Genomic DNA, 22,684 nt, shown 5'->3' on the forward strand with positions numbered 1-22,684 from the left:
CTCCTCAGGCATCATAGGCACCATCGTCATTCTCTCCTTCAGGAGAAGAGGCATAGGTGCCGACAGACCGGAGAATGGTGTCCAGATCCTCGGATGCAGTCTTGATCCGGTATTCATCAGAACTGCGGAGCGCTTCCTCCAGAGCGGAGATGGAAGCATCCAGGCGGGTCTTATCCTCGTCCTTCAGCTTCTTGCGGGCGCGGCGGGCCTGATTCAGCAGGTTCTCAGCGGCATCCTTGGTCTGCTGGGACTGCTTACGCTGTTTATCCTCAGCGGCGTAGCGCTGGGCATCCCGGATGGCGCGGTCGATTTCTTCCCAGCTCATGTTGCCGGAACCGGAGATGGTGATATCCTGGCTGCGGTTGGTGCCCAGGTCACGGGCAGTGACATGGACGATACCGTTGGTGTCGATAGAGAAGGTGACCTCAATCTGCGGTATTCCGCGAAGGGCACGGCGGATACCGGTGAGGCGGAACTTACCCAGGGACTTATTGGCGGAAGCAATTTCGCGTTCACCCTGAAGCACATTGATTTCCACGCTGGTCTGGAAATTGGCGGCCGTGGTGAAAACCTGGGAATGCTGGCAGGGCAGAGGAGAATTGCGGTCAATGATCTTGGCGAAGACGTCGCCCAGGGTTTCAATACCCAGGGAAAGGGGCGTGACGTCGATCAGGACGATGGAGTTGACTGTGCCGGTCAGCACGCCGCCCTGGAGACAGGCACCCATGGCCACACACTCATCCGGGTTGATATCCCGGGCAGGCTCCTTACCGGTGAGGCGGCGAACCTCTTCCTGCACGGCAGGAATACGGGTGGAACCGCCGACGAGGAGCACACGGCTGAGGTCAGAAGCCTTGATGTCGGCATCCGACATGGCCTGCTGTACCGGACCGCGGGTAGCGGCAACCAGGTGAGCCGTCAGGTCATCGAAACGGGCACGGGTCAGGGTGCACTCCAGATGCATGGGACCGGAAGCATTCTGCGCCAGGAAGGGCAGATTGATTACAGTAGAGGTGGAAGCGGAAAGCTCAATCTTGGCTTTTTCCGCGGCCTCGGCCAGGCGCTGCATAGCCATGGGATCCTTGGAGATATCCACATGGTGTTCCTTGCGGAACTCCTCCAGGAGCCAGCCGACGATGCACTGGTCAAAGTCATCGCCACCCAGGTGGTTATTACCGGCAGTGGCAAGCACTTCAATGGTATCGCTGTTGATTTCCAGGATACTGACGTCGAAGGTACCGCCGCCCAGGTCATAAACCATGACGCGGCAGGGCATACCCTTATCAAAACCGTAAGCCAGAGCGGCGGAAGTGGGCTCATTGATAATACGCAGGACGTTGAGGCCAGCGATGAGACCGGCATCCTTAGTGGCCTGGCGCTGGGCATCTGAGAAATAGGCAGGGACAGTGATGACCGCATCGGTGACAGGCTCACCGATATAGCTTTCAGCATCCGCTTTGAGCTTCTGCAGGATCATAGCTGAGATCTCCTGGGGCGTATAGCTTTTACCGTCCACCTGGAAACGCTTATCTGAACCCATATCCCGCTTCACAGAAGAGAAGGTACGGGAAGCATTCGTAACAGCCTGGCGCTTGGCGGTCATACCGACAAGACGCTCACCAGACTTGGTAAAAGCGACAACAGAAGGCGTGGTACGGCCACCCTCAGCATTAGGGATGACGACCGCACGGCCATTCTCCATGAAAGAAACGCAGGAGTTGGTGGTACCAAGGTCAATACCGATTGTACGGGACATATTAGAAAATCCTCCGGATATATTATTAATTCACAATTCATAATTCATAATGGCGGAAGAAAAATCCCGGGTGGGATTTTTCCTAGAATATAATATAGAAGGTTTTTCAAGGATAAGAGAATGTAATGTGAATGGTATGTGAAAAAAACGTTCCGCTAAGGCGGAAATGTCGCCTGCGGCGAATGATATGTTGCTGCGCAACATGATATATCGGCTTAATGCCGATATGATAGATTCGACTTCGTCGAATATGATATTTTTGACTACGTCAAAAGTGATAGATACTGACTAATGAGTTGAAAATATGGATATGGTAAGCTAAAAGAAAGGTTATACGAAGGAGATTACAGGCAGCGGTGATCGTAAAGTTGACTGGTTATTGTATACAAATTGTATTTATCTAGAAGCGGTGGTAAGATAAGCCGTAAGGAGCGTGAAACTTATGGAAAGACCAAACGCATGGAAAAACTACACAAAGACCGATCTCAAGAAGCTTGAGACGATCGCAAAGGAATACAAGGCTTTTATTGACGCCGGAAAGACGGAGCGGGAATGCGCCGTGCTGGCGATCGACGCACTGGAAAAGGCCGGATACGTGAACATGGAAAGCCTGATTGGCGGCAAGAAGAAACTGAAGGCCGGCGACAAGGTATACGTGAACCGGATGGGCAAAGCCGTATTGACCTTCCACATCGGCAAGAAGCCGCTGGCTGAAGGCATGAACATCGTGGGCGCACACATCGACAGCCCGCGGCTGGACCTGAAGCAAAATCCCCTGTATGAAGACAACGATTTCGTACTGGCTGACACCCACTACTACGGCGGAATCAAAAAGTACCAGTGGACCACACGGGAACTGGCACTGCACGGCGTGGTGGCTAAGAAGGACGGAACCACCGTACAGATCTGCATCGGTGAGAAGGATGACGACCCGGTTGTCGGTATCACCGACTTGCTGATTCACCTGAGCCATGACCAGCTGGACAAGAAGCTGCGTGAAGCCATTACCGGCGAGAACCTGGACATCATGCTGGGCGGCAAGCCGCTGAAGGACGAAGAAAAAGAGCCTGTGAAGGCCCAGATTCTCCAGATTCTGAAAGAGACTTACGGGATCGAGGAAGAGGATTTCTATTCCGCCGAAATCGAAGCTGTTCCTGCCGGAAAGGCAAGAGACTTCGGTCTTGACCGGAGCATGATCATGGGCTACGGTCATGACGACCGTGTCTGCGCTTTCGCGGAACTGAAGGCCGTTCTCGATCTGCCCGCCGTGCCGGAGTATACCTGCTGCGGTATGCTGGTTGACAAAGAAGAAATCGGCAGCGTGGGCGCAACGGGCATGAGGGCCAACTACCTGGAGAACTCTGTGGCCGAACTGCTGGAGCTGATGGGCGTATACAGCGAGCTGAACGTCCGCCGTGCACTGCAGAATAGCCGCATGCTGAGCTGCGACGTGAGCGCGGGTTTCGATCCCCTGTATGCATCTGCTTTTGAAAAGAAAAACTCCGCCATGCTTGGCAGAGGCGTGTGCTTCAACAAATATACCGGATCCGGCGGCAAGGGCGGCTCCAACGACGCGAACGCGGAGTTCATCGCCAAGCTGCGGAAGATCATGGATGACAACAAAGTATGCTGGCAGACGGCTGAACTGGGCAAGGTTGACCAGGGCGGCGGCGGAACGATCGCCTACATCTGTGCCCTGTACGGCATGGAAGTTATCGACAGCGGCGTGGCCGTGCTGAACATGCATTCCCCGATGGAAGTGATCAGCAAGGCTGACCTGTACGAATCCGTGAAGGCTTACAAGGCCTTTATGATCAACGCGTAAGGAGAGCCGCGGCGGCATTCATGGCTGCCGGAAGGGTGAGATCCTTCAGCCGGGAAACCGGAACAAACTCATAACCCGCAGGCGCGGAAGCAGACGCTTCCGCGTCTGTTTCATATATATGCATAAGCCAGATCTGGTGGGTGAAGACATGACGGGCGGTACCTGCATCCCGGAGGGGAGACAAGGACAGGTGAAGCTTCTTATTGGCAATGGGAAGAAGCTCTTCCGCAGAAGATTCACCTTCCAGCAGCGGGAAGCACCAGAGGCCCTGGAGCAGACGCTCAGTACGCTGGCGCATGAGGACGCGGTCACCGGAACGGATAATCAGGAGAGCATAAGGAATAACCTTCTGAGGTTTGGCCTTGGGCAGGACGGGCAGATCCGCCGCATCTCCGGTTTTGAAAGCTTCACAGAAAGAAGAAAGAGGACAGCGGGCACAGTACGGCGTGCCGGGCACACAGACAGTGGCACCCAGATCCATGACAGCCTGGTTGTGATCCCCGGGACGTTCCTGCGGAACGAGAGAAGCGGCCAGGGACTCGATGCGTTTGCGGGTATCAGGTTCCAGGGCGTCTGTACGGATGCCATAGATGCGTGAAAGAACGCGGATGACATTGCCGTCCACCGCGGGGATCGGAACATCATAGGCAATGGAAGCGATAGCACCGGCGGTATAGGGGCCGATGCCCTGGATCTTTTTCATCTTTTCCGGATCCCGGGGCAGGACACCGTCATATTCAGCCATGACCTGGCGGGCACCCTTCCAGAGATTGCGGGCACGGGAATAATAGCCCAGCCCTTCCCAGGCCTTCAGGACATCTTCCTCCTGCGCTTCAGCCAGGGCGGCAAGGGAAGGAAAACGGGTAAGAAAACGATCATAATAGGAAAGAACGGTTTCCACACGGGTCTGCTGGAGCATGGCCTCGCTGACCCAGGTACGATAGGCATCATGAAAGCCGCGCCAGGGCAGATCCCGGGCACAGCGGTCATACCAGTCCAGAAGGGCGGCCGTCAGCTTTTCCATACAACAAACTCCTGTGAAAAATGGTCAGAAGGATTGTAACACAAGGATTCCGGCAGAAGAAACGAAGAAATACGACGAAAACCGGAGTATACAAAAGTATAAAAGAGTAAAAACAAGAAAAATACATAATAACGGGCCCGTAATCACTTGCGCTAAAAGGGTAAAAGCATTATATTACTTTCTGGTTGTTAGCACTCCATATGTTCGAGTGCTAAAATCAAGCAAACGAACGAACAGGAGGAAATAAATCCATGACTGTGAAGCCGTTGGGTGACCGCGTTGTCATCAAGAATTGCGAAGCAGAAGAAACCACCAAATCCGGCCTGATCCTGACCAGCGCCGCTAAGGAAAAGCCCCAGATGGCTATTGTTATTGCCGTAGGTCCCGGAGGAAATGTGGACGGCAAGGAAATCACCATGAACGTGAAGGCCGGCGAGAAGGTTATCTATTCCAAGTACGCCGGAACTGAAGTGAAGGTTGATGGGGAAGAACTGATCATTGTAAGGCAGAGCGATATTTTGGCTGTTGTCGAATAATAGGAAAAAGTTGATTTGAAAATGAAATATTGAATCGCAATGCGATTCAATATGAAATATCCGGCTCCGCCGGATGTGAAATATTGGCCAAAGGCCAATGTGAAATATTCGCTTCGCGAATGTTAGATGAATAAAGGAGACTTGAGAATATGGCTAAGAAGATTCAGTTTGGTGAAGAAGCGCGCCGGAGCCTGGAAAAGGGTGTTAACGCGCTGGCTGATACCGTAAAGATCACCCTTGGACCGAAGGGCCGCAACGTTGTGCTGGACAAGAAGTACGGCGCTCCCCTGATCACCAACGACGGTGTGACCATCGCGAAGGAAATCGAGCTGGAAGACCCCTTTGAAAACATGGGCGCCCAGCTGGTGAAGGAAGTTTCCACCAAGACCAATGATGTTGCCGGCGACGGCACCACCACCGCCACCCTGCTGGCCCAGGCCATCATCCGTGAAGGCCTGCGGAACCTGGCAGCCGGCGCTAACCCCATGATCCTGCGCAAGGGCATCCAGAACGCGACTGAAGCGGCTGTGGAAGGCCTGAAGGAACTGAGCCAGCCCATCAACGGCAAGCAGGCGATTGCCCAGGTTGCCGCCAACTCCGCCGCTGACGAGGACATCGGCAAGCTGATCTCCGACGCAATGGAAACTGTGGGCGCCGACGGCGTTATCACCGTTGAAGAAAGCAAGACCATGACCACCGGCATGACCACCGTGGAAGGCATGCAGTTCGACCGCGGCTACTCTTCCGCTTACATGGTCACCGATACCGAAAAGATGGAAGCTGTTCTGGATGATCCGCTGATCCTGATCACCGACAAGAAGATCAGCGCCATTCAGGAAGTCCTGCCAGTACTGGAACAGGTTGTGCAGACCGGCAAGAAGCTGCTGATCATTGCTGAGGACGTTGAGGGCGAAGCCCTGAGCACTCTGGTTGTGAACAAGCTGCGCGGCACTTTCACCTGCGTGTCCGTCAAGGCCCCCGGCTTCGGCGATCGCCGCAAGGAAATGCTGCAGGATATCGCTATCCTGACCGGCGGTACCGTGATCTCCTCTGAGACCGGTATGGAACTGAAGGAAGCTACCGTTGACATGCTGGGCAAGGCCCGCCAGGTCAAGGTTAACAAGGAAACCACCACGATCGTGGACGGCGCCGGCGACAAGGAAGCCATCAAGAACCGCGTTGCCCAGATCCGTGCCCAGATCGCTGAGACCACCAGCGACTATGACCGTGAAAAGCTGCAGGAGCGGCTGGCCAAGCTGGCCGGCGGCGTGGCAGTGATCCAGGTTGGTGCCGCGACGGAAGTCGAAATGAAGGAACGCAAGATGCGGATCGAAGACGCCCTGAGCGCCACCCGTGCCGCAGCTGAAGAAGGTATCGTGCCCGGCGGCGGCATTGCCCTGCTGAACGTGATCCCGAAGGTTGCCGCCCTGCTGGACAACTGCGCCGGCGACGAGAAGACCGGTGTGTCCATCGTACTGCGCGCCCTGGAAGAGCCGATCCGTCAGATCACCCTGAACGCCGGTATCGACGGCAGCGTGATCGTTGACCACATCAAGTCCGCCCGGAAGCCCGGCTACGGCTACGACGCCCTGAAGGGTGAATATGTGGACATGGTGGAACGCGGCATCATCGATCCTACCAAGGTTACCCGCAGCGCGCTGCAGAACGCGGCGTCTATCGCGGCGATGATCCTGACCACCGAAAGCCTGGTGGCAGATATTCCTGAACCCGAACCGGCAGCACCGGCAGGAGCAGGAATGGGAGGCATGTATTAATTCCTTATAAGGATTAAACCTTAAAGGAATTCAATAATTCGATAAATAAACACATTTATTTATCGAATAGTCAAAAAGGCACCTGTTTTGCAGGTGCCTTTTTGAATGATATGTTGCTTCGCAACATGATATATCGGCTTCATGCCGATATGATAGATAAGGCGGTGAAAACACCGCCTTATATGATATATCCCGCGTAAACGCGGGATGTGATTATAGTGTTTAAACTAAATATATAACGGTTAAGTGAAGAAGTGGTATTGAAGGTTTGTATTCGTTGTGTTTTTAAGGGTATATAAGGACGCGTTCACGTGTTGTTCATGTGGTTTTCAGGGAAAGGAACTTGATTAAAAGGGCGGGAAAGAATACAATATTGCACAGTAAACGCCAGGAAGGAAGATGCACTATGCCGATAAAGATTTCGAATGAACTGCCGGCGTATAAAACGCTGACGGATGAGAATATCTTCGTGATGACGGAAAACCGGGCAACGACCCAGGATATCCGTCCGCTGCGAATCGCCATCGTGAATCTGATGCCCACGAAGATTGATACTGAAACTCAGCTGCTGCGCTTGCTGGGCAATACGTCGCTGCAGGTAGAAACAGAACTTGTAAAGATGAAGAGCCATGTATCAAAGAATACATCGGCTGAGCACCTGACCGCCTTCTATAAGGAATTTGATGATATCCGCAACCAGAACTTTGACGGCATGATTATCACCGGCGCACCGGTGGAACAGATGCCTTTTGAAGAAGTGGAATACTGGGACGAACTGTGCGAGATCATGGAATGGAGCAAGAAGCACGTACACAGCACCTTCCATATCTGCTGGGGTGCGCAGGCTGCGCTGTACTACCACTTCGGCATTCCGAAGATTCCGCTGGAAAAGAAGCTGTTCGGCGTATTCCAGCACAAGGCAGAGCGGAAGAACTACATCCTGCTCCGCGGCTTTGACGACGTGTTTATGGCTCCCCACAGCCGGCACACGACCGTCAGGCGCGAAGACCTGGAAAAGTGCGGAAAGCTCAAAATCCTGGCATCATCTGAAGAAGCAGGCGTTTACGCGATGATCACGGAAAACGGCCGGCAGGTTTTCATCATGGGACACAGCGAGTACGATCCGAGAACACTGGAAAAGGAGTACCTGCGGGACAAGAACGCGGGACTGCCGATTGAGGTTCCGAAAAACTATTATCCGAATGACGATGATACCCAGGAACCGCTGGTAACCTGGCGCAGCCACGCGAACCTGCTGTACGCCAACTGGCTGAACTACATGGTTTACCAGACCACACCGTATGATCTGAACGAGATCAATGAATGAAAGGAAGAACAAAATGCTGCAGGATATACTGACAGATAAAAAAGCCCTGTTTGCAGACGGCGCTCATACCGAGCTCCGCGGACAGAACAACAGGACCCGCAGGGCCGTTCTGCTGAACGGCGCCCTGATGGGGAACGTACGCTCCGACGTATCCGGCGTTTCCGCCCGGGTATACGAGGGCGGCGTATACGGTTTCTCCTCCATGGCCGAATATACCGGCGAGGCGGCAGAAATGGTGCTGAAGGCCGCGACAGAGAACGCTGCTTTTATGAACAAGCATGCAGGAATTGGAAAGCCCGCCCTGCCGAAAATGGCACTGAAGCAGATGCCCACACAGGAAGATATCAAGGATGCGGAACAAAAGCTGTATGTGGATTTTGCCCGTGAGGCAGACGCATACATCACCAAGAAGTATCCGAACCTGGTCAGCCGCACAATCGTTGCCATGGAAGACTCCATGGAGAAGCTGATTGTGACCTCTGACGGAGCAAGCGGACACATCCTGGCGCCCAGATCCTATATGTACGTTGTGCTGACAGCGCAGACGGACGCAGGCACGCCGGTGGAACTGTTCCAGGCGTTCGGCGGCAGCGGCGTGTTCAGCGACAATTTTGCCGACCCGACCAAGCTGCACGCAGAGATTGACGACCTGTATGAAAAGCTGATGCAGAAGCGGGAAGGCGTATACGCAGATGCCGGCGAAAAGACCGTGATTTTGGACGGTATGATGAGCGGCATGCTGAGCCATGAAGCTGTGGGACATACCGTGGAAGCGGACCTGGTGCTGGGCGGCAGCGTAGCAGGCCCGTGCCTGAACAAGCGGGTAGCCAGCGACCTGGTGACCCTGACAGACTTTGCACATACTGCATTTGGCGAGAAGTGCCCGCTGCCGGTGTACATCGACGACGAAGGCACCGAAGCGGTGGATTCTCCGCTGATTGTGAACGGTATACTGACCGGATATATGAACAGCCGGGAAAGCGCACAGCACTTCGGCATGACTCCCCAGGGCAACGCTCGTGCATGGCTGTTCCAGGATGAACCGCTGATCCGGATGCGCAATACCTCCATCCACCCCGGCAAAGACAAACTGGAGGACATGATTGCATCCGTAGACGACGGATACTACCTGATCCAGTCCAACAACGGACAGGCGGACACGACGGGCGAATTCATGTTCGGCGTGACAATGGGATACGAAATCAAGAACGGCAAGCTCGGCAAGGCCCTGCTGGATACAACGATTTCCGGCGTGGCTTTCGAGATGCTGAAGACGGTTGACATGGTCAGCGATAAGGTTGTGTGGGTGAGTTCCGGTATGTGCGGAAAGAAACAGCCGATGCCGGTAGGCATGGGCGGCCCCGCGTTGCGCTGCAAGGTTAAGATCGGAGGCCGATAAGATGGATAGAATGAAAGAACTGGCCAGAGAGATCCTGGCGGAAGCAAAAGCAAAGGGCGCAGAATATGCCCAGTGCAGCGTCAGCGAGGGCGAGAAAAAGGAATTCAATGTGGACGGCGGCAGATTCTCCCTGATGAGATCGCTATTTAACCGCAACGTCACCATTACGCTGCTGAAGGATCAAAAGAAGGGCACAGTAGCGATCAACAAGTTTGATATCGAAACGGTGAAGAATGCCGTTTCTGACGCGATAGCGGCTGCAGAAAGCGGTCAGCCGGACGAAGCATGGGAATACGCAAAAGAGCCCGTTGAAAAGGAATATACGGACGGCGCCCCGGAATGCGATACCGACAAGCTGTTCATGCGGACGAAGGAACTGCTGGAGAGCATCAAGGAGAAGCACCCGACGATCCTGATGGAGCAGATGATCACCGAACATAACAGCGGCACAGAAGTGTTTATGAACACAAACGGCGTGAACTATGTGACGAAATACGGCGCATACACTTTCAGCCTGATGTATTCCGCACATGAAGGAGAGAAGAGCACATCCTTCTATGGCAGCGATATCACGCTGAAGACGCTGGATAAGCCGGTGCTGGAATGCGGCAAGATCGACTGGGAAATCAGCATGGTTGAAAAGCAGCTGGATCCGATCTCCCTGGAAGGTAAATTTAATGGACCGGTGATCCTGGCTCCCATGGCACTATACGAGATCGTACTGAGTACGATTATGGGCAACTTTGTCGGCGACGCCTGCATGATTGACGGCACCAGCATATGGAAAGACAAGCTGGGTGAACAGGTGGCAGATCCGCGGTTCAACATGAGCTCTGAACCCTACAACGACGACGTTGTGGTTCCGAACCGGCACACCGCGGAAGGATACGAGACAGAGAACTTTGACCTGATCAAGGACGGAAAGCTGAACAGCTTCTGCCTGAGCCAATACGCTGCAAACAAGACCGGAAACAAACGGTCCGGAAACACCGGAAGGAACATACATGTTGCGGCCGGAGAAAAAACGCTGGAAGAAATCATCAGCGGAATCGACAAAGGACTGCTGGTAATGAGATTCTCGGGTGGACAGCCGGCGGCGAGCGGGGAATATTCCGGAGTTGCAAAGAATAGTTTCCTTATTGAAAACGGGAAGATCAGTAAAGCTATCTCGGAGACAATGATTAGTGGCTGTGTACCGGAGATGCTGGTAAACATTCGCGATATCAGTAAAGATATCGCGAATGACGGAAACAATTCTTTGCCGTTTATTGCCTTCGATGGCGTTACCATATCTGGCAAATGAAATATTTGGCTTCGCCAAATGTGAAATATTGGCCGTGCCGGCCAATGTGAAATATAGAGCTGCAATGCTGATGCATTGCAGCTCTATATGAAATATCCGTCTTACGACGGATGTGATAGATACTTTGCCGCCAAGTTCCAGACGCTTGGGAATTATGAATAGTTGAAGCAGATAGTATACGAAAAAACCTCCATCTGACGATGGAGGTTTTCTCTTGGCAGGGGCAGAAGGATTCGAACCCTCAACAAAGGTTTTGGAGACCCACGTGTTACCATTACACCATGCCCCTATTGCATTCGCAACAGTGGCATTATATGAAAAAACATACCACTTTGTCAAGGTAATTTTTTGTTTATCATATGTCTCTTTATTCTTGCCACAATTCTCGTGATTTTATATACTTTTCATATAATTAATCTTACCTGAGGTGATCATATGGAGGAAAATAAACTCGTAGATATTTCCATGGACTTTGCAGTTTCAGTTTTAGATATTACCGGTAAGATAAAAGGACATTATTCATTAGTAAATCAGCTTGAAAGGTCAGCTACATCCATTGGCGCTAATATACATGAAGCCTGCTATGCGCACAGTAAAGCGGATTTCATTTCAAAAATGCAGATTGCACTGAAGGAATGTTATGAGACCAAATACTGGCTTGAGCTCTTCTGCAGAGGTTCTCTTGGTGAGCAAGAATCTCTTCAGAACCTTCGTGATCAATGCGGCACGATAAGGCGTCTACTTGTTGCATCACTAAACACAGCAAAAAGGAACAAAGATCAGTTATAAAAAAGGCGAAAAGTAAATTTCACATCCTGCATAGCAGGATATTTCACATAAAGCTGCATCACACATATGATGCAGCTTTATATTTCACGTTTGCCGCAGGCAAACATTTCATATTCGGCGCAGCCGAATATTTCATTTACAATTATTCTTTCTTATTTTTAGTTTTCACATTACAGATCCAGCGCTTTTGCTTTGGACTGGTGGGCCTGGAGCTGGGCGCGATACTCACTGGGAGAAACACCGGTGAGTTTTTTGAAAGAACGAAGGAAATTGGAATAGTCTCCAAAGCCGCATAAATCAGAAATCTCGCCTAAGGAAATCTCTTCGAAGAGTTTTTCCCTGGCGAGCATAACACGGCGGTAAATGATGTAGTTATAGACGCTGTGGTGAACATAATGCATGAACTCATGTGAAAGGGTAGAGACGCTGATGCCGAATTGCTCTGAAAGAGAATCGAGGGTCAGATGCTCAATAAAATGCTCATTGATATATACCAGCACCTGATGCATTAAAGGATTCAATGAGGTGTTTGGCTGCTGGGGTGAAATATCCTCCATCGTATCAAGAATGATCCGGAAGAAAGGAAGAAGATAAGAAAGATCCCTGAAATGATCCAGGGGAGAAAACTTTTCGCAGTTTGCCATGAGCGTTTTCAGGTATTCAGTACATTCAGATGCTGTTTCCTCAGAAAGATTATAAATCAGACAGCCCTGACCTTTCAGCTTTTCCGAAAAAAGCTGGGGCAGGTCAATCTGTCCGCTGCCAATCGTGGACAGGTAATCAGCTGAACAGTAAAGGAAAGCCCGCTCATAACGCGGAAGAACCTGATCCCACATGAGGCCATGCATATGGAATGGAGGAACAATGACCAGCTGATTTGGCTGAAGAAGATAAATTTCATTATCCACGCCAAAGTCCCGGGCACCACTGATATGGAGAAAGAATTCATAGAAGTCGTGGCAATGATAACCGTAACGCGGCTTGTTCAGTGATATGCCATAATAGCCTTCATAATCACTGCGACCGTGTCCCATAGAACAATAACCGAAGTTGGATAAGGATACCTGACCGGAATTACTCATAACATTTCCCTCCGGAGGAGTATCTGAATTGCAATAATTATAAGGCTATGTATACAAAAAGTACAAGATTGTATACAAAACATGAACAACTCGTGTATGAATTCATAAAAAAGTATTTATATAAAAATACAACATGATACTGGTTAAAAACTCAGATTGTATGCAATAGACAGTACAGATAAAGCAGGATGTGCATAGTTTATGACATGATTTGCATGGAAAGTATATAAATTGTGCACATATAATACAGGTGAAACGGACAATAATTGACCATATTACGCAAAAGAAATGCATGCAAGGGGGAAGCATATGACCACGCGTTCCATCAGGAAGCCCAGAAACAACGCAGGGTGGCTTCACAGGGACTGGAGACTATACGTCATGCTGATCCTGCCTGTGATTTTTTACCTGATCTTCTGCTATAAGCCGATGGTGGGTGTTATCATCGGTTTCCAGAAATTCAACATGTTCAAGGGCATGTGGGGAAGCAAATGGATCGGATTGGAGAACTTCAGGTTCGTGATGAATATGCCTGACTTCCCGGTAGCCCTCCAAAATACCCTGTGGCTGAACTTCCTCGGCCTGGTAGCCGGTTTCCCGGTGCCGATCATCCTGGCAATCCTGCTGAATGAGATGAAAAGCATCAAGGTTAAGAAAGTATCCCAGACACTGCTGTACCTGCCGCACTTCCTGAGCTGGATCATTATCGGCGGTATGGTGCTGCAGATCTTCAGCCCGAAGACCGGTATCATCAACGCGACGCTGCTGAGACTGGGCTGGATCGATAAGAGCATTCCGTTCCTGACTGACGGCCCGCACTGGCAGGCAACCTACACGCTGATCGGCGTGTGGCAGAGCATGGGATGGGGAACAATCCTGTACCTGTCCGCCATTACCGGAATCAACATGGAACTGTTCGAAGCAGCCAAGATCGACGGCGCGAACAAGCTCCAGCAGATCTGGCATGTGACCCTGCCGGGTATCCGCAGCACCATCGTGATCCTGCTGATCCTGAACGTCGGCCAGATGATGAATATCAGTTTTGACCGGCCGTACGTGCTGGGCAACCCGATGGTTCAGAATTACTGTGACGTACTTTCCACCTTCGTATACCGTGCCGGTATTACGAACTCTCAGTTTGCGAGAGCCACAGCCGTGGGTCTGTTCCAGTCTGTGGTTGGACTGATCCTGATCACCGGGGCTAATATCATTGCCAGACGCCTCGGCGAAGAAGGCATCTGGTAAGGAGGTGGATGAGATGGCAGAGAAAATCATTACTCCTGATCAGCATGAGATCGTAGTCAAGAAAGCAAAGATCTGGACACCTGCACAGATTATCCTGACGATTGTCATTATTCTCTTCAGCCTGACGTGCCTGCTTCCGTTCGTAAACGTGGCGGCAGTATCCTTCAGTTCCAAGTCGGCTATCCTGCGCGGCGACGTGAGCTTCTGGCCTGTGGATTTTGAAACCACAGCATACCAGGCGATCTTCTCCGATAAGAGCATGACGCGCAGCCTCGTGTTCACGATCATTATTACGGTTGTATATACCCTGTTCTCCATGATCATGACGATCCTGATGGCTTATCCGCTGACAAAGAAACGCCTGCGCGGGCGTAACTTCTTCAGCTTCCTGGCATTGTTCACGATGTATTTCTCCGGCGGTATTATTCCGCATTACCTGAACATCAAAGAACTGGGCCTGATGGACAGCCCCTGGGCACTGATTCTCCCAGGCATGCTGAGCACCTATAACATGATCATCCTGAAGAGCTTTTTCCAGACACTGCCCAACGAACTGGAAGAAGCAGCCATCATTGACGGCGCGAATGACTTCCAGGTACTGCTGAAGGTTTACCTGCCGCTGTCCATGGCATCCCTGGCCACACTGACGCTGTTCTATGCGGTAGGCAAGTGGAACAGCTTCCAGGACGCCCTGTACTACATACAGACAAAAGCTTACCAGCCTCTGCAGCTGAAACTGTACCACATCATAAAGGGTTCACAGGCGGTTGACGTGGCAGCCCTGGAAGGCGGAGCCTCTACGGTGGCTACAAGCGTTTCCGAATCCATTGAGCCGGCATCCATCATTTTTGCCACACTGCCGATCCTGGTAGTCTATCCGTTCGTGCAGCGGTACTTTGTGGCGGGCGTTACAATCGGCGCGGTAAAAGGCTGACGCCTTTTACGACGCCAAATTAAAACTTAAAACTTAAGACTTAAAACTTAAAAATTGCGGAAGAAAATCCAAAGGATTTTTCAGGAAATGAAAAGGGGTTTGAATTTCAGGGCAGAAGCCCTTGAAATAAAAAAAAAGGAGGAACCCAAACATGAAAAAGACCCTGGCTATTCTGCTGACCCTGGCTCTGCTGCTGGGCATCGCAGGACCCTCCCTGGCGGAAGACGAATGGATTACGCTGCGGGTTGAGACCTATGACCGCGAAATCGCCGGTCTGAACGTGACTGACTGCTGGCAGCTGAAGTACGCTCAGGAACACTTCGGCGATCCCAACAAGATCAAGCTCGAGTTCGTGTCCTACGCCCGTTGGACCGAAGGCGACCTGCTGACCACCGCGCTGGCCGGCGGCACCGCTCCTGACCTGTGCCTGACCTACAACGGCGGCCTGGTGCAGCAGTGCATCGACGACGAAGGTATCTGGCAGCTGGATGACCTGCTGAACACCTACGGCGAAAACCTGAAGGCGTTCCTGGGCGACGAGCTCCTGACCTACGGCCAGAGCGATCATGACGGCGATGGCACCCCCGAACAGTGGTACATCCCGGCCCGTCGTATCAGCCGCGCTAACGTTGGTAACTTCATCCGTGAAGACTGGCTGAAGGCCCTGAACATGGAAAAGCCCACCAACATCGAAGAGTTCACCGCTTACCTGCGTGCTGCCAAGGAAGCCAAGCTGGCTGGCGAGAATACCTCTCCCTTCTCCTTCGGCATCTATGCTCCCGATCCGCTGTACAATGTACGCCGGTTCACCGATGCTTTCATCGATTTCACCAAGGTTACCAAGGAAGACTGGTTCGCATACTGCAAGAACCCCGAAATGCTGCCCGGCAGCAAGGAAGGCTTCCGCTGGATGAACACCCTGTATCATGAGGGCATCATCCCCGAAACCTTCGCCCTGACCGACAATGACCAGGCGAATGATACCGCCCTGATCATGGGTTACAACGGATTCTTCTCCCAGCAGCCCGACCAGCCCTGGCGGACTGACAAGAACTACCAGATCGAACTCGAGAAGAACGTTGAAGGCGGCCACTGGGTCACCGTCAACCCCTTCAAGAACGAGAGCCTGGGCGGAAAGACCCTGCATGACATGTACGCTCCTGCCGGCCTGAGCATCATCATCCCGCTGACCACCGACGAGAAGACCGCTGTGGCCGCGATGAAGTACCTCGACTGGATGGCCATTCCGGAGAACATGTTCGCTATGCAGAACGGTATCGAAGGCATCAACTATGAAGGCCTGACCGACGACGGCATCCCGTTCGGCGTGAAGAGCGCTGACGCTGTTCCGGACGAGAACAAGATGCACGCCGGCGACATCTGCTTCATCTCCAACGGTCTGTGCTACGGCGACGACGCCAAGAACGCTGCCGCTCTGGCCCTGCCCTTCAAGGGATATGAAGATGACGTCGTGGCTTCCTACGCTGACGCTCTGACCGACGCGTGGACCCAGATCAGCTTCACCGTCAGCATCCAGGCTGACACCGACTACGGCGCCACCGTTAAGAGCGCTCAGGGCAAGTTCCTGGCTGACGTGGTCAGCTGCGATCCTGCCGAATTCGACGCTGTCTATGATGCCGGCATCCAGGATATCCTGAACTCCGGTGCTCAGCAGATGATCGACGAATTCCGCGCGGCTTACAATGCGGGCAACTACCGCGGCGTATTCCCGGGAGACCTTTGATAATATCGAAGAAAAGAGTGCCGGGTAAACCGGCACTCTTTTCTTCTTAAATTAAGACTTAAGACTTAAAACTTAAAACTGAAAAATAATTTAGAGACTTTATATCTGGGAAAAACTATAGATACAGAAAAATGAATAACAATTTATGTCAGTTCAGTTCGCGGTGACTGTACTGAAGGAGTTGTTTGCGGTATTTGCTGGGGGAAATCCCGGCGATACGAGTAAAAGAACGAAGAAAATTGGAATAATCATTAAAGCCGCACTGATAGGCAATCGCGTTCAATGAATCCTCACCGAGCATCTGGCGGCGCGCAAGCGTGACGCGGCGGTAGAGAATGTAATCATAGATACTGCGGTTGGTAAAACGGGAAAACTCATGGGAAAGATAGGACTCACTGACACCGAAACGGTGAGCCAGATCACTGATCCGCAGCTGCTGGGTATAGTGGTTGTTGATATAGGTCAGCACTTCCTGAATGACGCTGTTTGTCCCGGTTTCATCCTGAACAGGTACGGTACGGCGGATTATCTGACAAAGAAGATTGACCAGAATGATCATATAGGAATAGGCCTGAAGCCTTTCCACGGCATCCATTTCACGTGAGTCAGAAGCCTCGATCTGACGAACGCAGTGCACGAAGCGCTCCGCATCAGCATCGGAAAGCTGGTAGGTATAATGGCCGCCTGAAGCGCAGGCGTGGAAGAACTGGTTTAGATCCAGCTGACCACAGCCAAGATTGCTCATAACTTCCGGAGAGCAATTGAGGAAGGCACGTTCGTAATTGCGGAGCTCACTGGTGCAGGAAAGCCCATGCATACAGAACGGCGGCAGAATGAAAACCTGATTGGGCTTCAGCGTATAGATTTTGTTATCAACGCCCATATACTGGCCGCCATGAAGATGAATATATAGTTCATAATAATCGTGACAATGATACTGGGTAACTTCGATCGATTCACTGAATCTGTATCGGCCTTCATAACCCTGACCACCCTGCTGCATCGGTTCAAAGGGAGTCTGGACATCATAGGATTCCACAAGACCACCTCCTGAATGGAATGTGCAGTATTTGCATACAAAGAAACCGGATTCGTATGGAGAATACACCCGCATTTACCTATACTGAAACCAACAGAAAAGGACAAAAACCATCAAAATGAGGTGATGATAATGATTAACGTAGCGATCATCGGTACAGGCGGAATCTCCCATGCACATATCAAAGCCTACCTGAGATTTCCGGAGCGATGCAGGATCGCAGCCCTTGTAGATATTATCCCCGGAAAGGCTCAGCGTGTCAAGGAACAATACAACCTGGACGCTGACGTTTACCTGGATCATCACGAAATCCTGGACAAGGATATCGACCTGGTGGACGTATGCACACCACCCTTTGTGCATGCTGAAATTTCCATCAACGCGTTGAAAAGCGGAAAAAACGTAGTATGCGAAAAGCCCATGGCTGCATCCCTGGAAGAATGCGACGCTATGCTGCGGGCAAGGGACGAGAGCGGAAAAAAGCTTTCCATTATCGCCCAGAACCGCTTCCGCCTGCCTGTACGCAACCTGAAGGCGCTGCTGGACAGCGGGATGGCTGGCAAGGTAAGGCATGTGACGGTTGATTCCCTGTGGTTCCGCGGACACAGCTATTATGATCTGTGGTGGCGCGGCACATGGAAAACCGAAGGCGGCGGATGCACCCTGAACCATGCTGTCCATCATATCGACATGCTGGGCTGGATGATGGGAACACCGGACAGGGTCACCAGTATTCTGGCGAATACAGGGCATGATAACGCAGAGGTGGAAGATTTGTCTGTATCTGTGATGGAATATCCCGGAGCGCTGGCGACACTGACCGCTTCGGTTGTTTCCCACGGAGAAGAACAGGCGCTCATTTTCCAGTGCGAGAAGGCCAAGATTGCCTGGCCATACAGCGTATACGCTTCACAGCCGCAGCCGAACGGATTCCCGCTCCCTGAACCGGATGAGGAATTTGCAAAGAAAGCGGATGAATACCTGGCCTCCCTGCCGCCGGTACCCTATGAAATGCATGACGGACAGCTGGACGACGTGCTGAGAGCCCTGGAAGAAGACAGGGAACCCTTTATCACGGGCGAAGACGGCCGCAGGACGATTGAAATGATCTGCGCGATCTATAAAGCAGGCAGTATGAAAACCGCAGTCACGCTGCCCCTGACAAAAGATGATCCTTTCTACACCGTGGAAGGGATCAGGGCCAATGTACCTCATTTTTACGAAAAAACAGCTTCCGTGGAAAACCTGGACGGTGAACTGTCCTTCGGTAATTTCCGGAAAGGGGAAAAATAAATGAATGTTTCAGACGGAATGAACTACGCACCGAAGGGAAAACCCCAGCCGGTGGTGAAGCCGGGAGAGTTCGTGTTTTCTGCCGTACGGCTGGATCACGGACATATCTACGGCATGTGCAACGGACTGACCGAGGCCGGCGGTACGCTGAAGTATGTTTATGACCCGGATGAGAAAAAGGTAGAAGCCTTCCTGAAGGCGTTTCCGCAGGCGAAAGCAGCCCGGAGCGAGGAAGAAGCCCTGGGAGACCCGGAGACCCATATGATTGCCGGTGCAGCCATCACCAGCGAACGCTGTGCCCTGGGACTACGGGCCATGAACGCGGGAAAGGATTACTTTACCGACAAGGCGCCGTTCACCACCCTTGAACAGCTGGAATCCGCAAAGAAAGCAGTGGCGGAAACAGGGAAGAAATACATGGTGTATTATGCAGAACGTCTGCATGATGAAGGATCCATCCTGGCCGGATATATCGCGGAGAGCGGAGAAATCGGCAAGGTTGTTTCCGTGACCGGATTCGGACCGCATCGGCTTGGTGCTCCCGGACGGCCCGCATGGTTCTTTGAACGGGAAAAGTACGGCGGTATCCTGTGCGATATCGGCAGCCATCAGTTTGAGCAGTTCCTGTATTATGCCAAGGAAGAGGACGCTGTCGTAACCTCCAGCCGGATCGCGAACTTCGACCATCCGGAATATCCGGAGCTGGAAGATTTCGGCGACGCACAGCTGACCGGCAAGAACGGCGCGGCGGGATACTTCAAGCTGGACTGGTTTACACCGGACGGCTTGCGCACCTGGGGAGACGGACGGATGTTCATTCAGGGAACAAAGGGATTCATTGAAATCCGGAAGTACGTGAACCTGGCCTCGGAGCAGAACGGCGGCGGACACATCTACGTCGTGAACGACAAGGGAGAAAAGTATGTGAACGCGGTTGGCGTGACCGGCTATCCGTTCTTTGGGGAATTGATCCTGGATTGCCTGAACAGGACGGAGAAGGCGATGACGCAGGAACACGCGTTTAAGGCGGCGGAGCTTAGTCTTAATGCGCAAGCGCAAGCGCAGCGCATTAAGTAATTAAAACTTAAAACTTAAAACTTAAGACTTAAAAATGGTGGAAGAAAAATTCTAGAGGAATTTTTCACCAATTCAGAATTCAGAATTAAGAATTCAGAATTAATACTCAAGCCAGGTGTTGATTGAATTGCAAAATAATCATGAAGATGGAATTGAGTATATATAATTATGAATTATGAATTGTGAATTATGAATTCGAAACCTTATTGTAAAGGTGTCAGGAAAAAGTATGGATGTTGGTAAGAAGATCCGATTGGGTGTTATCGGAATCGGGAATATGGGGTCGGAGCACTGCAGGAATCTGAGTGCGGGGAAATGCCCGGAGATTGAGCTGGCTGCTGTGGCGGACGTGCGGGAAGACCGCATGGAATGGGCACGGCGGGAGCTGCCGGAAAGCGTAAAAGTATTTCCTTCCGGAAGAGACCTGATCCGGAGTGGAGAATGCGACGCTGTGCTGATCGCAGTGCCGCATTACATGCACGAACAACTGGCGATCCAGGCAATGAGCCACGGGCTGCAGGTGCTGTGCGAAAAGCCCATCTCTGTGGAAGCAGCAGCGGGCAGACGGATGATCCGATGCGCGGCAACCTCCGGAATGACCCTGGCCCTGATGTTCAACCAGCGGACGAACGGCGTGTACCGGGCGATCCATAATATCATGCAGAATAAGGAACTTGGCGAAATCAAGCGCATGAGCTGGATCGTGACAGACTGGTACAGAACCCAGAAGTATTATGATTCCGGATCCTGGCGGGCCACATGGGCAGGAGAAGGCGGCGGCGTTCTGCTGAATCAGTGCCCGCACCAGCTGGACCTGCTGATCTGGCTGTGCGGTATGCCGGTCAAGGTGCAGGCACAATGCCATGAAGGGAAATGGCATCATATTGAGGTTGAAGATGACGTAACGGCTTACCTGGAATTCGAAAACGGCGCCACAGGTGTGTTCACCGCATCCACTGGCGACCTGCCGGGAACCAACCGGCTGGAGATTGACTGCGAACGGGGCAAACTGATCTGTGAAGACGGAAAGATCAGATGCTTCCGCCTGAACCAGAATGAGCGGGAAACCTGCTTCAACAGCGACAATCCCTGGTATCAGTGCGAAGCGAAAGAAGAAGAAATCCAGACAGACGGTGAAAACCCGCAGCATATCGGCGTCCTGAACGCCTTTGCGGCACACCTGCTGCATGGCACACCCCTGACAGCGGACGCTGAAGACGGGCTGCGGGCACTGCAGCTGTCCAACGCGATCCATTATTCCGGATGGACCGGAGAAATGGTATCCGTTCCTGTGCCGGAAGATAAATTCCATGAATTGCTGGAAAATAAAATCGCCGGTTCCACAGTACGGAAAACCGGCGACATTACCTACGAATCAGATCATACAGGAACGGGAGCACAGGTGGGTCAGTGTGCTGACCCACAATGAAATGTTGCCACAGGCAACATGAAATATTGAACCTAAAACGATTCAATATGAAATTTTCGACTTCGTCGAAAGTGAAATGTTCGCCTGTTGGCGAACGTTAAAACATGATCAACGGATCAGGTCATACATCATGATGCCCGCAGCGACTGCGGCGTTCAGCGATTCAGCGCCGCCCCGCATGGGCAGACAGAGATGATGAGTAGCGACGGCCTTTACCGCATCGGAAACGCCGTTTCCCTCGTTTCCAATAATCAGGATAAAGGAAGAAGCCACATCCTGACGTTCATAAAAGGGTGAACCATCCAGCTGGGATGAAAGGACGGAATATCCGTCCTTTTTATATTGTTCCAGTGCTTCCGGAAGGGAAGATGGGAAAGAAAAGCCAAGACGGAAAATGCTGCCCATTGTGGCGCGGAGAACCTTGGGAGAAAAGAGATCGGCACATTCCGGACTGAGCAGAACACCGGAGAAGCCAGCGGCATCGGCGGTACGGATAATGGTGCCCACATTGCCGGGATCCTGGACACCGTCCAGAGCAAGCAGACGAGGACCGGAAGCCTCACGAGCCTGGAGCGTCAAGACAGCAGCGATACCCTGGGGAGTCTTGGTGTCACAGACAGACTGGAAGACGTGGGAAGGGAGGACATATATCGGGACTGAGTCCGGGAGGGTGAAGTCGGGGACAAAGTCTTCGCGGAGAAGGATGGCCTGAACCTCGAAAGAAGAGGTGAGGGCCTCCTGGACCATGCGTACTCCCTCTACGAGGAACGCATTCTGTTCCATACGGCCCTTCTTGTCTTTCAGGGAACGCCAAGAAAGCACCTTGGAATTCTTAAGTGAAGAAATAAGTTCCATAGAAGGTATCCTTTCGAGGTTCTAATGAATACTTTGTGATCGCCGTATGCCATCCTTGCATCACTTCGTTCGCAACGATGGACGGCTGTAACATGGGAGTCATTAGCCGTGGATGGCTCGGCGTTACCAGCGCTAAAGCGCTGACGCCTGCATGGACGATCTGTTACCAGCACTAAAGTGCTGACAGATCTGTCTAAAGCACGGATAACTCCTCAATAACTTAAAACTTAAAACTTAAAAATGATTTTGTGA

The 22,684-nt window shown here is 51.9% G+C and carries 18 protein-coding genes and 1 tRNA gene; 13 read left to right on the forward strand and 6 right to left on the reverse strand.

What is annotated here, in order from left to right; all coding sequences use genetic code 11:
* Positions 1-4: 4 nt before the first annotated feature.
* Positions 5-1,756: a molecular chaperone DnaK gene (gene dnaK / locus JRC49_15120; GenBank protein QTE71093.1), complete on the reverse strand. Its 1,752-nt coding sequence runs from the start codon at positions 1,754-1,756 to the stop codon at positions 5-7.
* Between the two features lie 442 nt (positions 1,757-2,198).
* Between dnaK and JRC49_15125 the strand changes: the two genes are divergently transcribed.
* Positions 2,199-3,581, forward strand: coding sequence for an aminopeptidase (locus tag JRC49_15125; protein ID QTE71094.1), 1,383 nt, complete (start codon positions 2,199-2,201; stop codon positions 3,579-3,581).
* Here JRC49_15125 and mutY read toward each other — a convergent pair.
* Positions 3,571-4,605, reverse strand: coding sequence for an A/G-specific adenine glycosylase (mutY, locus tag JRC49_15130; GenBank protein ID QTE71095.1), 1,035 nt, complete (start codon positions 4,603-4,605; stop codon positions 3,571-3,573). The two genes, JRC49_15125 and mutY, sit on opposite strands and share 11 nt — an antisense overlap.
* 251 nt (positions 4,606-4,856) lie before the next feature.
* On the opposite strand from mutY, the gene JRC49_15135 reads away from it, so the two are divergent.
* From JRC49_15135 to JRC49_15155, 5 genes are all read left to right on the forward strand, one after another.
* Positions 4,857-5,141: a co-chaperone GroES gene (locus tag JRC49_15135; protein QTE71096.1), complete on the forward strand. Its 285-nt coding sequence runs from the start codon at positions 4,857-4,859 to the stop codon at positions 5,139-5,141.
* Positions 5,142-5,290: 149 nt separating this feature from the next.
* A complete protein-coding gene (gene groL / locus JRC49_15140) occupies positions 5,291-6,916 on the forward strand; it encodes a chaperonin GroEL (GenBank protein QTE71097.1) in 1,626 nt (541 codons plus the stop codon).
* 406 nt (positions 6,917-7,322) lie between these two features.
* Positions 7,323-8,243, forward strand: coding sequence for a homoserine O-succinyltransferase (gene metA, locus JRC49_15145; GenBank protein QTE71098.1), 921 nt, complete (start codon positions 7,323-7,325; stop codon positions 8,241-8,243).
* A 13-nt stretch (positions 8,244-8,256) separates the two neighbouring features.
* Positions 8,257-9,642, forward strand: a complete 1,386-nt coding sequence (locus JRC49_15150; GenBank protein ID QTE71099.1) for a TldD/PmbA family protein — start codon at positions 8,257-8,259, stop codon at positions 9,640-9,642.
* A gap of 1 nt (position 9,643) precedes the next feature.
* Positions 9,644-10,945: a TldD/PmbA family protein gene (locus JRC49_15155; GenBank protein QTE71100.1), complete on the forward strand. Its 1,302-nt coding sequence runs from the start codon at positions 9,644-9,646 to the stop codon at positions 10,943-10,945.
* Positions 10,946-11,160: 215 nt separating this feature from the next.
* Here JRC49_15155 and JRC49_15160 read toward each other — a convergent pair.
* A tRNA-Trp gene (locus JRC49_15160) sits at positions 11,161-11,234 on the reverse strand.
* Between the two features lie 146 nt (positions 11,235-11,380).
* On the opposite strand from JRC49_15160, the gene JRC49_15165 reads away from it, so the two are divergent.
* On the forward strand, positions 11,381-11,734 hold the full coding sequence (locus JRC49_15165; GenBank protein QTE71101.1) for a four helix bundle protein: 354 nt from the start codon (positions 11,381-11,383) through the stop codon (positions 11,732-11,734).
* Positions 11,735-11,904: 170 nt separating this feature from the next.
* Here the strand turns inward: JRC49_15165 and JRC49_15170 are convergent, their stop codons facing one another.
* Positions 11,905-12,816: a helix-turn-helix transcriptional regulator gene (locus JRC49_15170; GenBank protein QTE71102.1), complete on the reverse strand. Its 912-nt coding sequence runs from the start codon at positions 12,814-12,816 to the stop codon at positions 11,905-11,907.
* A 309-nt stretch (positions 12,817-13,125) separates the two neighbouring features.
* On the opposite strand from JRC49_15170, the gene JRC49_15175 reads away from it, so the two are divergent.
* The 3 genes from JRC49_15175 to JRC49_15185 all read left to right on the forward strand — a co-directional run bounded on the left by JRC49_15175 (position 13,126) and on the right by JRC49_15185 (position 16,739).
* A complete protein-coding gene (locus JRC49_15175; GenBank protein QTE71103.1) occupies positions 13,126-14,061 on the forward strand; it encodes a sugar ABC transporter permease in 936 nt (311 codons plus the stop codon).
* 49 nt (positions 14,062-14,110) lie between these two features.
* On the forward strand, positions 14,111-14,995 hold the full coding sequence (locus JRC49_15180; protein ID QTE72899.1) for a carbohydrate ABC transporter permease: 885 nt from the start codon (positions 14,111-14,113) through the stop codon (positions 14,993-14,995).
* Between the two features lie 151 nt (positions 14,996-15,146).
* On the forward strand, positions 15,147-16,739 hold the full coding sequence (locus JRC49_15185; protein QTE71104.1) for an extracellular solute-binding protein: 1,593 nt from the start codon (positions 15,147-15,149) through the stop codon (positions 16,737-16,739).
* Between the two features lie 148 nt (positions 16,740-16,887).
* Here JRC49_15185 and JRC49_15190 read toward each other — a convergent pair whose 3' ends face one another.
* Positions 16,888-17,778 (reverse strand): helix-turn-helix domain-containing protein, encoded by an 891-nt coding sequence (locus JRC49_15190; protein ID QTE71105.1) that lies wholly within the window; start codon positions 17,776-17,778, stop codon positions 16,888-16,890.
* A gap of 132 nt (positions 17,779-17,910) precedes the next feature.
* Here JRC49_15190 and JRC49_15195 point away from each other — a divergent pair, with 132 nt between their 5' ends.
* From JRC49_15195 to JRC49_15205, 3 genes are all read left to right on the forward strand, one after another.
* Positions 17,911-19,071: a Gfo/Idh/MocA family oxidoreductase gene (locus JRC49_15195; GenBank protein ID QTE71106.1), complete on the forward strand. Its 1,161-nt coding sequence runs from the start codon at positions 17,911-17,913 to the stop codon at positions 19,069-19,071.
* Positions 19,072-20,148, forward strand: a complete 1,077-nt coding sequence (locus tag JRC49_15200) for a Gfo/Idh/MocA family oxidoreductase (protein QTE71107.1) — start codon at positions 19,072-19,074, stop codon at positions 20,146-20,148. It abuts the gene before it with no gap.
* Positions 20,149-20,377: 229 nt separating this feature from the next.
* The gene (locus JRC49_15205) at positions 20,378-21,577 is read left to right on the forward strand and encodes a Gfo/Idh/MocA family oxidoreductase (GenBank protein ID QTE71108.1); all 1,200 of its coding nucleotides are present in this window, start codon (positions 20,378-20,380) and stop codon (positions 21,575-21,577) included.
* Between the two features lie 108 nt (positions 21,578-21,685).
* Here JRC49_15205 and JRC49_15210 read toward each other — a convergent pair whose 3' ends face one another.
* Entirely contained in the window at positions 21,686-22,360 is a 675-nt protein-coding gene (locus JRC49_15210) for an RNA methyltransferase (GenBank protein QTE71109.1), read from the reverse strand.
* Positions 22,361-22,684: the final 324 nt, after the last annotated feature.

The organism is Clostridiales bacterium FE2011, from assembly GCA_017569305.1.
Taxonomy (GTDB): Bacteria; Bacillota; Clostridia; order Christensenellales; family Aristaeellaceae; genus Aristaeella.

Bases quoted from the DNA above. Each gene is read 5' to 3' on its own strand.
- dnaK (QTE71093.1), bottom strand. From the start codon at position 1,756: ATGTCCCGTACAATCGGTATTGACCTTGGTACCACCAACTCCTGCGTT.
- JRC49_15125 (QTE71094.1), top strand. From the start codon at position 2,199: ATGGAAAGACCAAACGCATGGAAAAACTACACAAAGACCGATCTCAAG.
- mutY (QTE71095.1), bottom strand. From the start codon at position 4,605: ATGGAAAAGCTGACGGCCGCCCTTCTGGACTGGTATGACCGCTGTGCC.
- JRC49_15135 (QTE71096.1), top strand. From the start codon at position 4,857: ATGACTGTGAAGCCGTTGGGTGACCGCGTTGTCATCAAGAATTGCGAA.
- groL (QTE71097.1), top strand. From the start codon at position 5,291: ATGGCTAAGAAGATTCAGTTTGGTGAAGAAGCGCGCCGGAGCCTGGAA.
- metA (QTE71098.1), top strand. From the start codon at position 7,323: ATGCCGATAAAGATTTCGAATGAACTGCCGGCGTATAAAACGCTGACG.
- JRC49_15150 (QTE71099.1), top strand. From the start codon at position 8,257: ATGCTGCAGGATATACTGACAGATAAAAAAGCCCTGTTTGCAGACGGC.
- JRC49_15155 (QTE71100.1), top strand. From the start codon at position 9,644: ATGGATAGAATGAAAGAACTGGCCAGAGAGATCCTGGCGGAAGCAAAA.
- JRC49_15165 (QTE71101.1), top strand. From the start codon at position 11,381: ATGGAGGAAAATAAACTCGTAGATATTTCCATGGACTTTGCAGTTTCA.
- JRC49_15170 (QTE71102.1), bottom strand. From the start codon at position 12,816: ATGAGTAATTCCGGTCAGGTATCCTTATCCAACTTCGGTTATTGTTCT.
- JRC49_15175 (QTE71103.1), top strand. From the start codon at position 13,126: ATGACCACGCGTTCCATCAGGAAGCCCAGAAACAACGCAGGGTGGCTT.
- JRC49_15185 (QTE71104.1), top strand. From the start codon at position 15,147: ATGAAAAAGACCCTGGCTATTCTGCTGACCCTGGCTCTGCTGCTGGGC.
- JRC49_15195 (QTE71106.1), top strand. From the start codon at position 17,911: ATGATTAACGTAGCGATCATCGGTACAGGCGGAATCTCCCATGCACAT.
- JRC49_15200 (QTE71107.1), top strand. From the start codon at position 19,072: ATGAATGTTTCAGACGGAATGAACTACGCACCGAAGGGAAAACCCCAG.
- JRC49_15205 (QTE71108.1), top strand. From the start codon at position 20,378: ATGGATGTTGGTAAGAAGATCCGATTGGGTGTTATCGGAATCGGGAAT.
- JRC49_15210 (QTE71109.1), bottom strand. From the start codon at position 22,360: ATGGAACAGAATGCGTTCCTCGTAGAGGGAGTACGCATGGTCCAGGAG.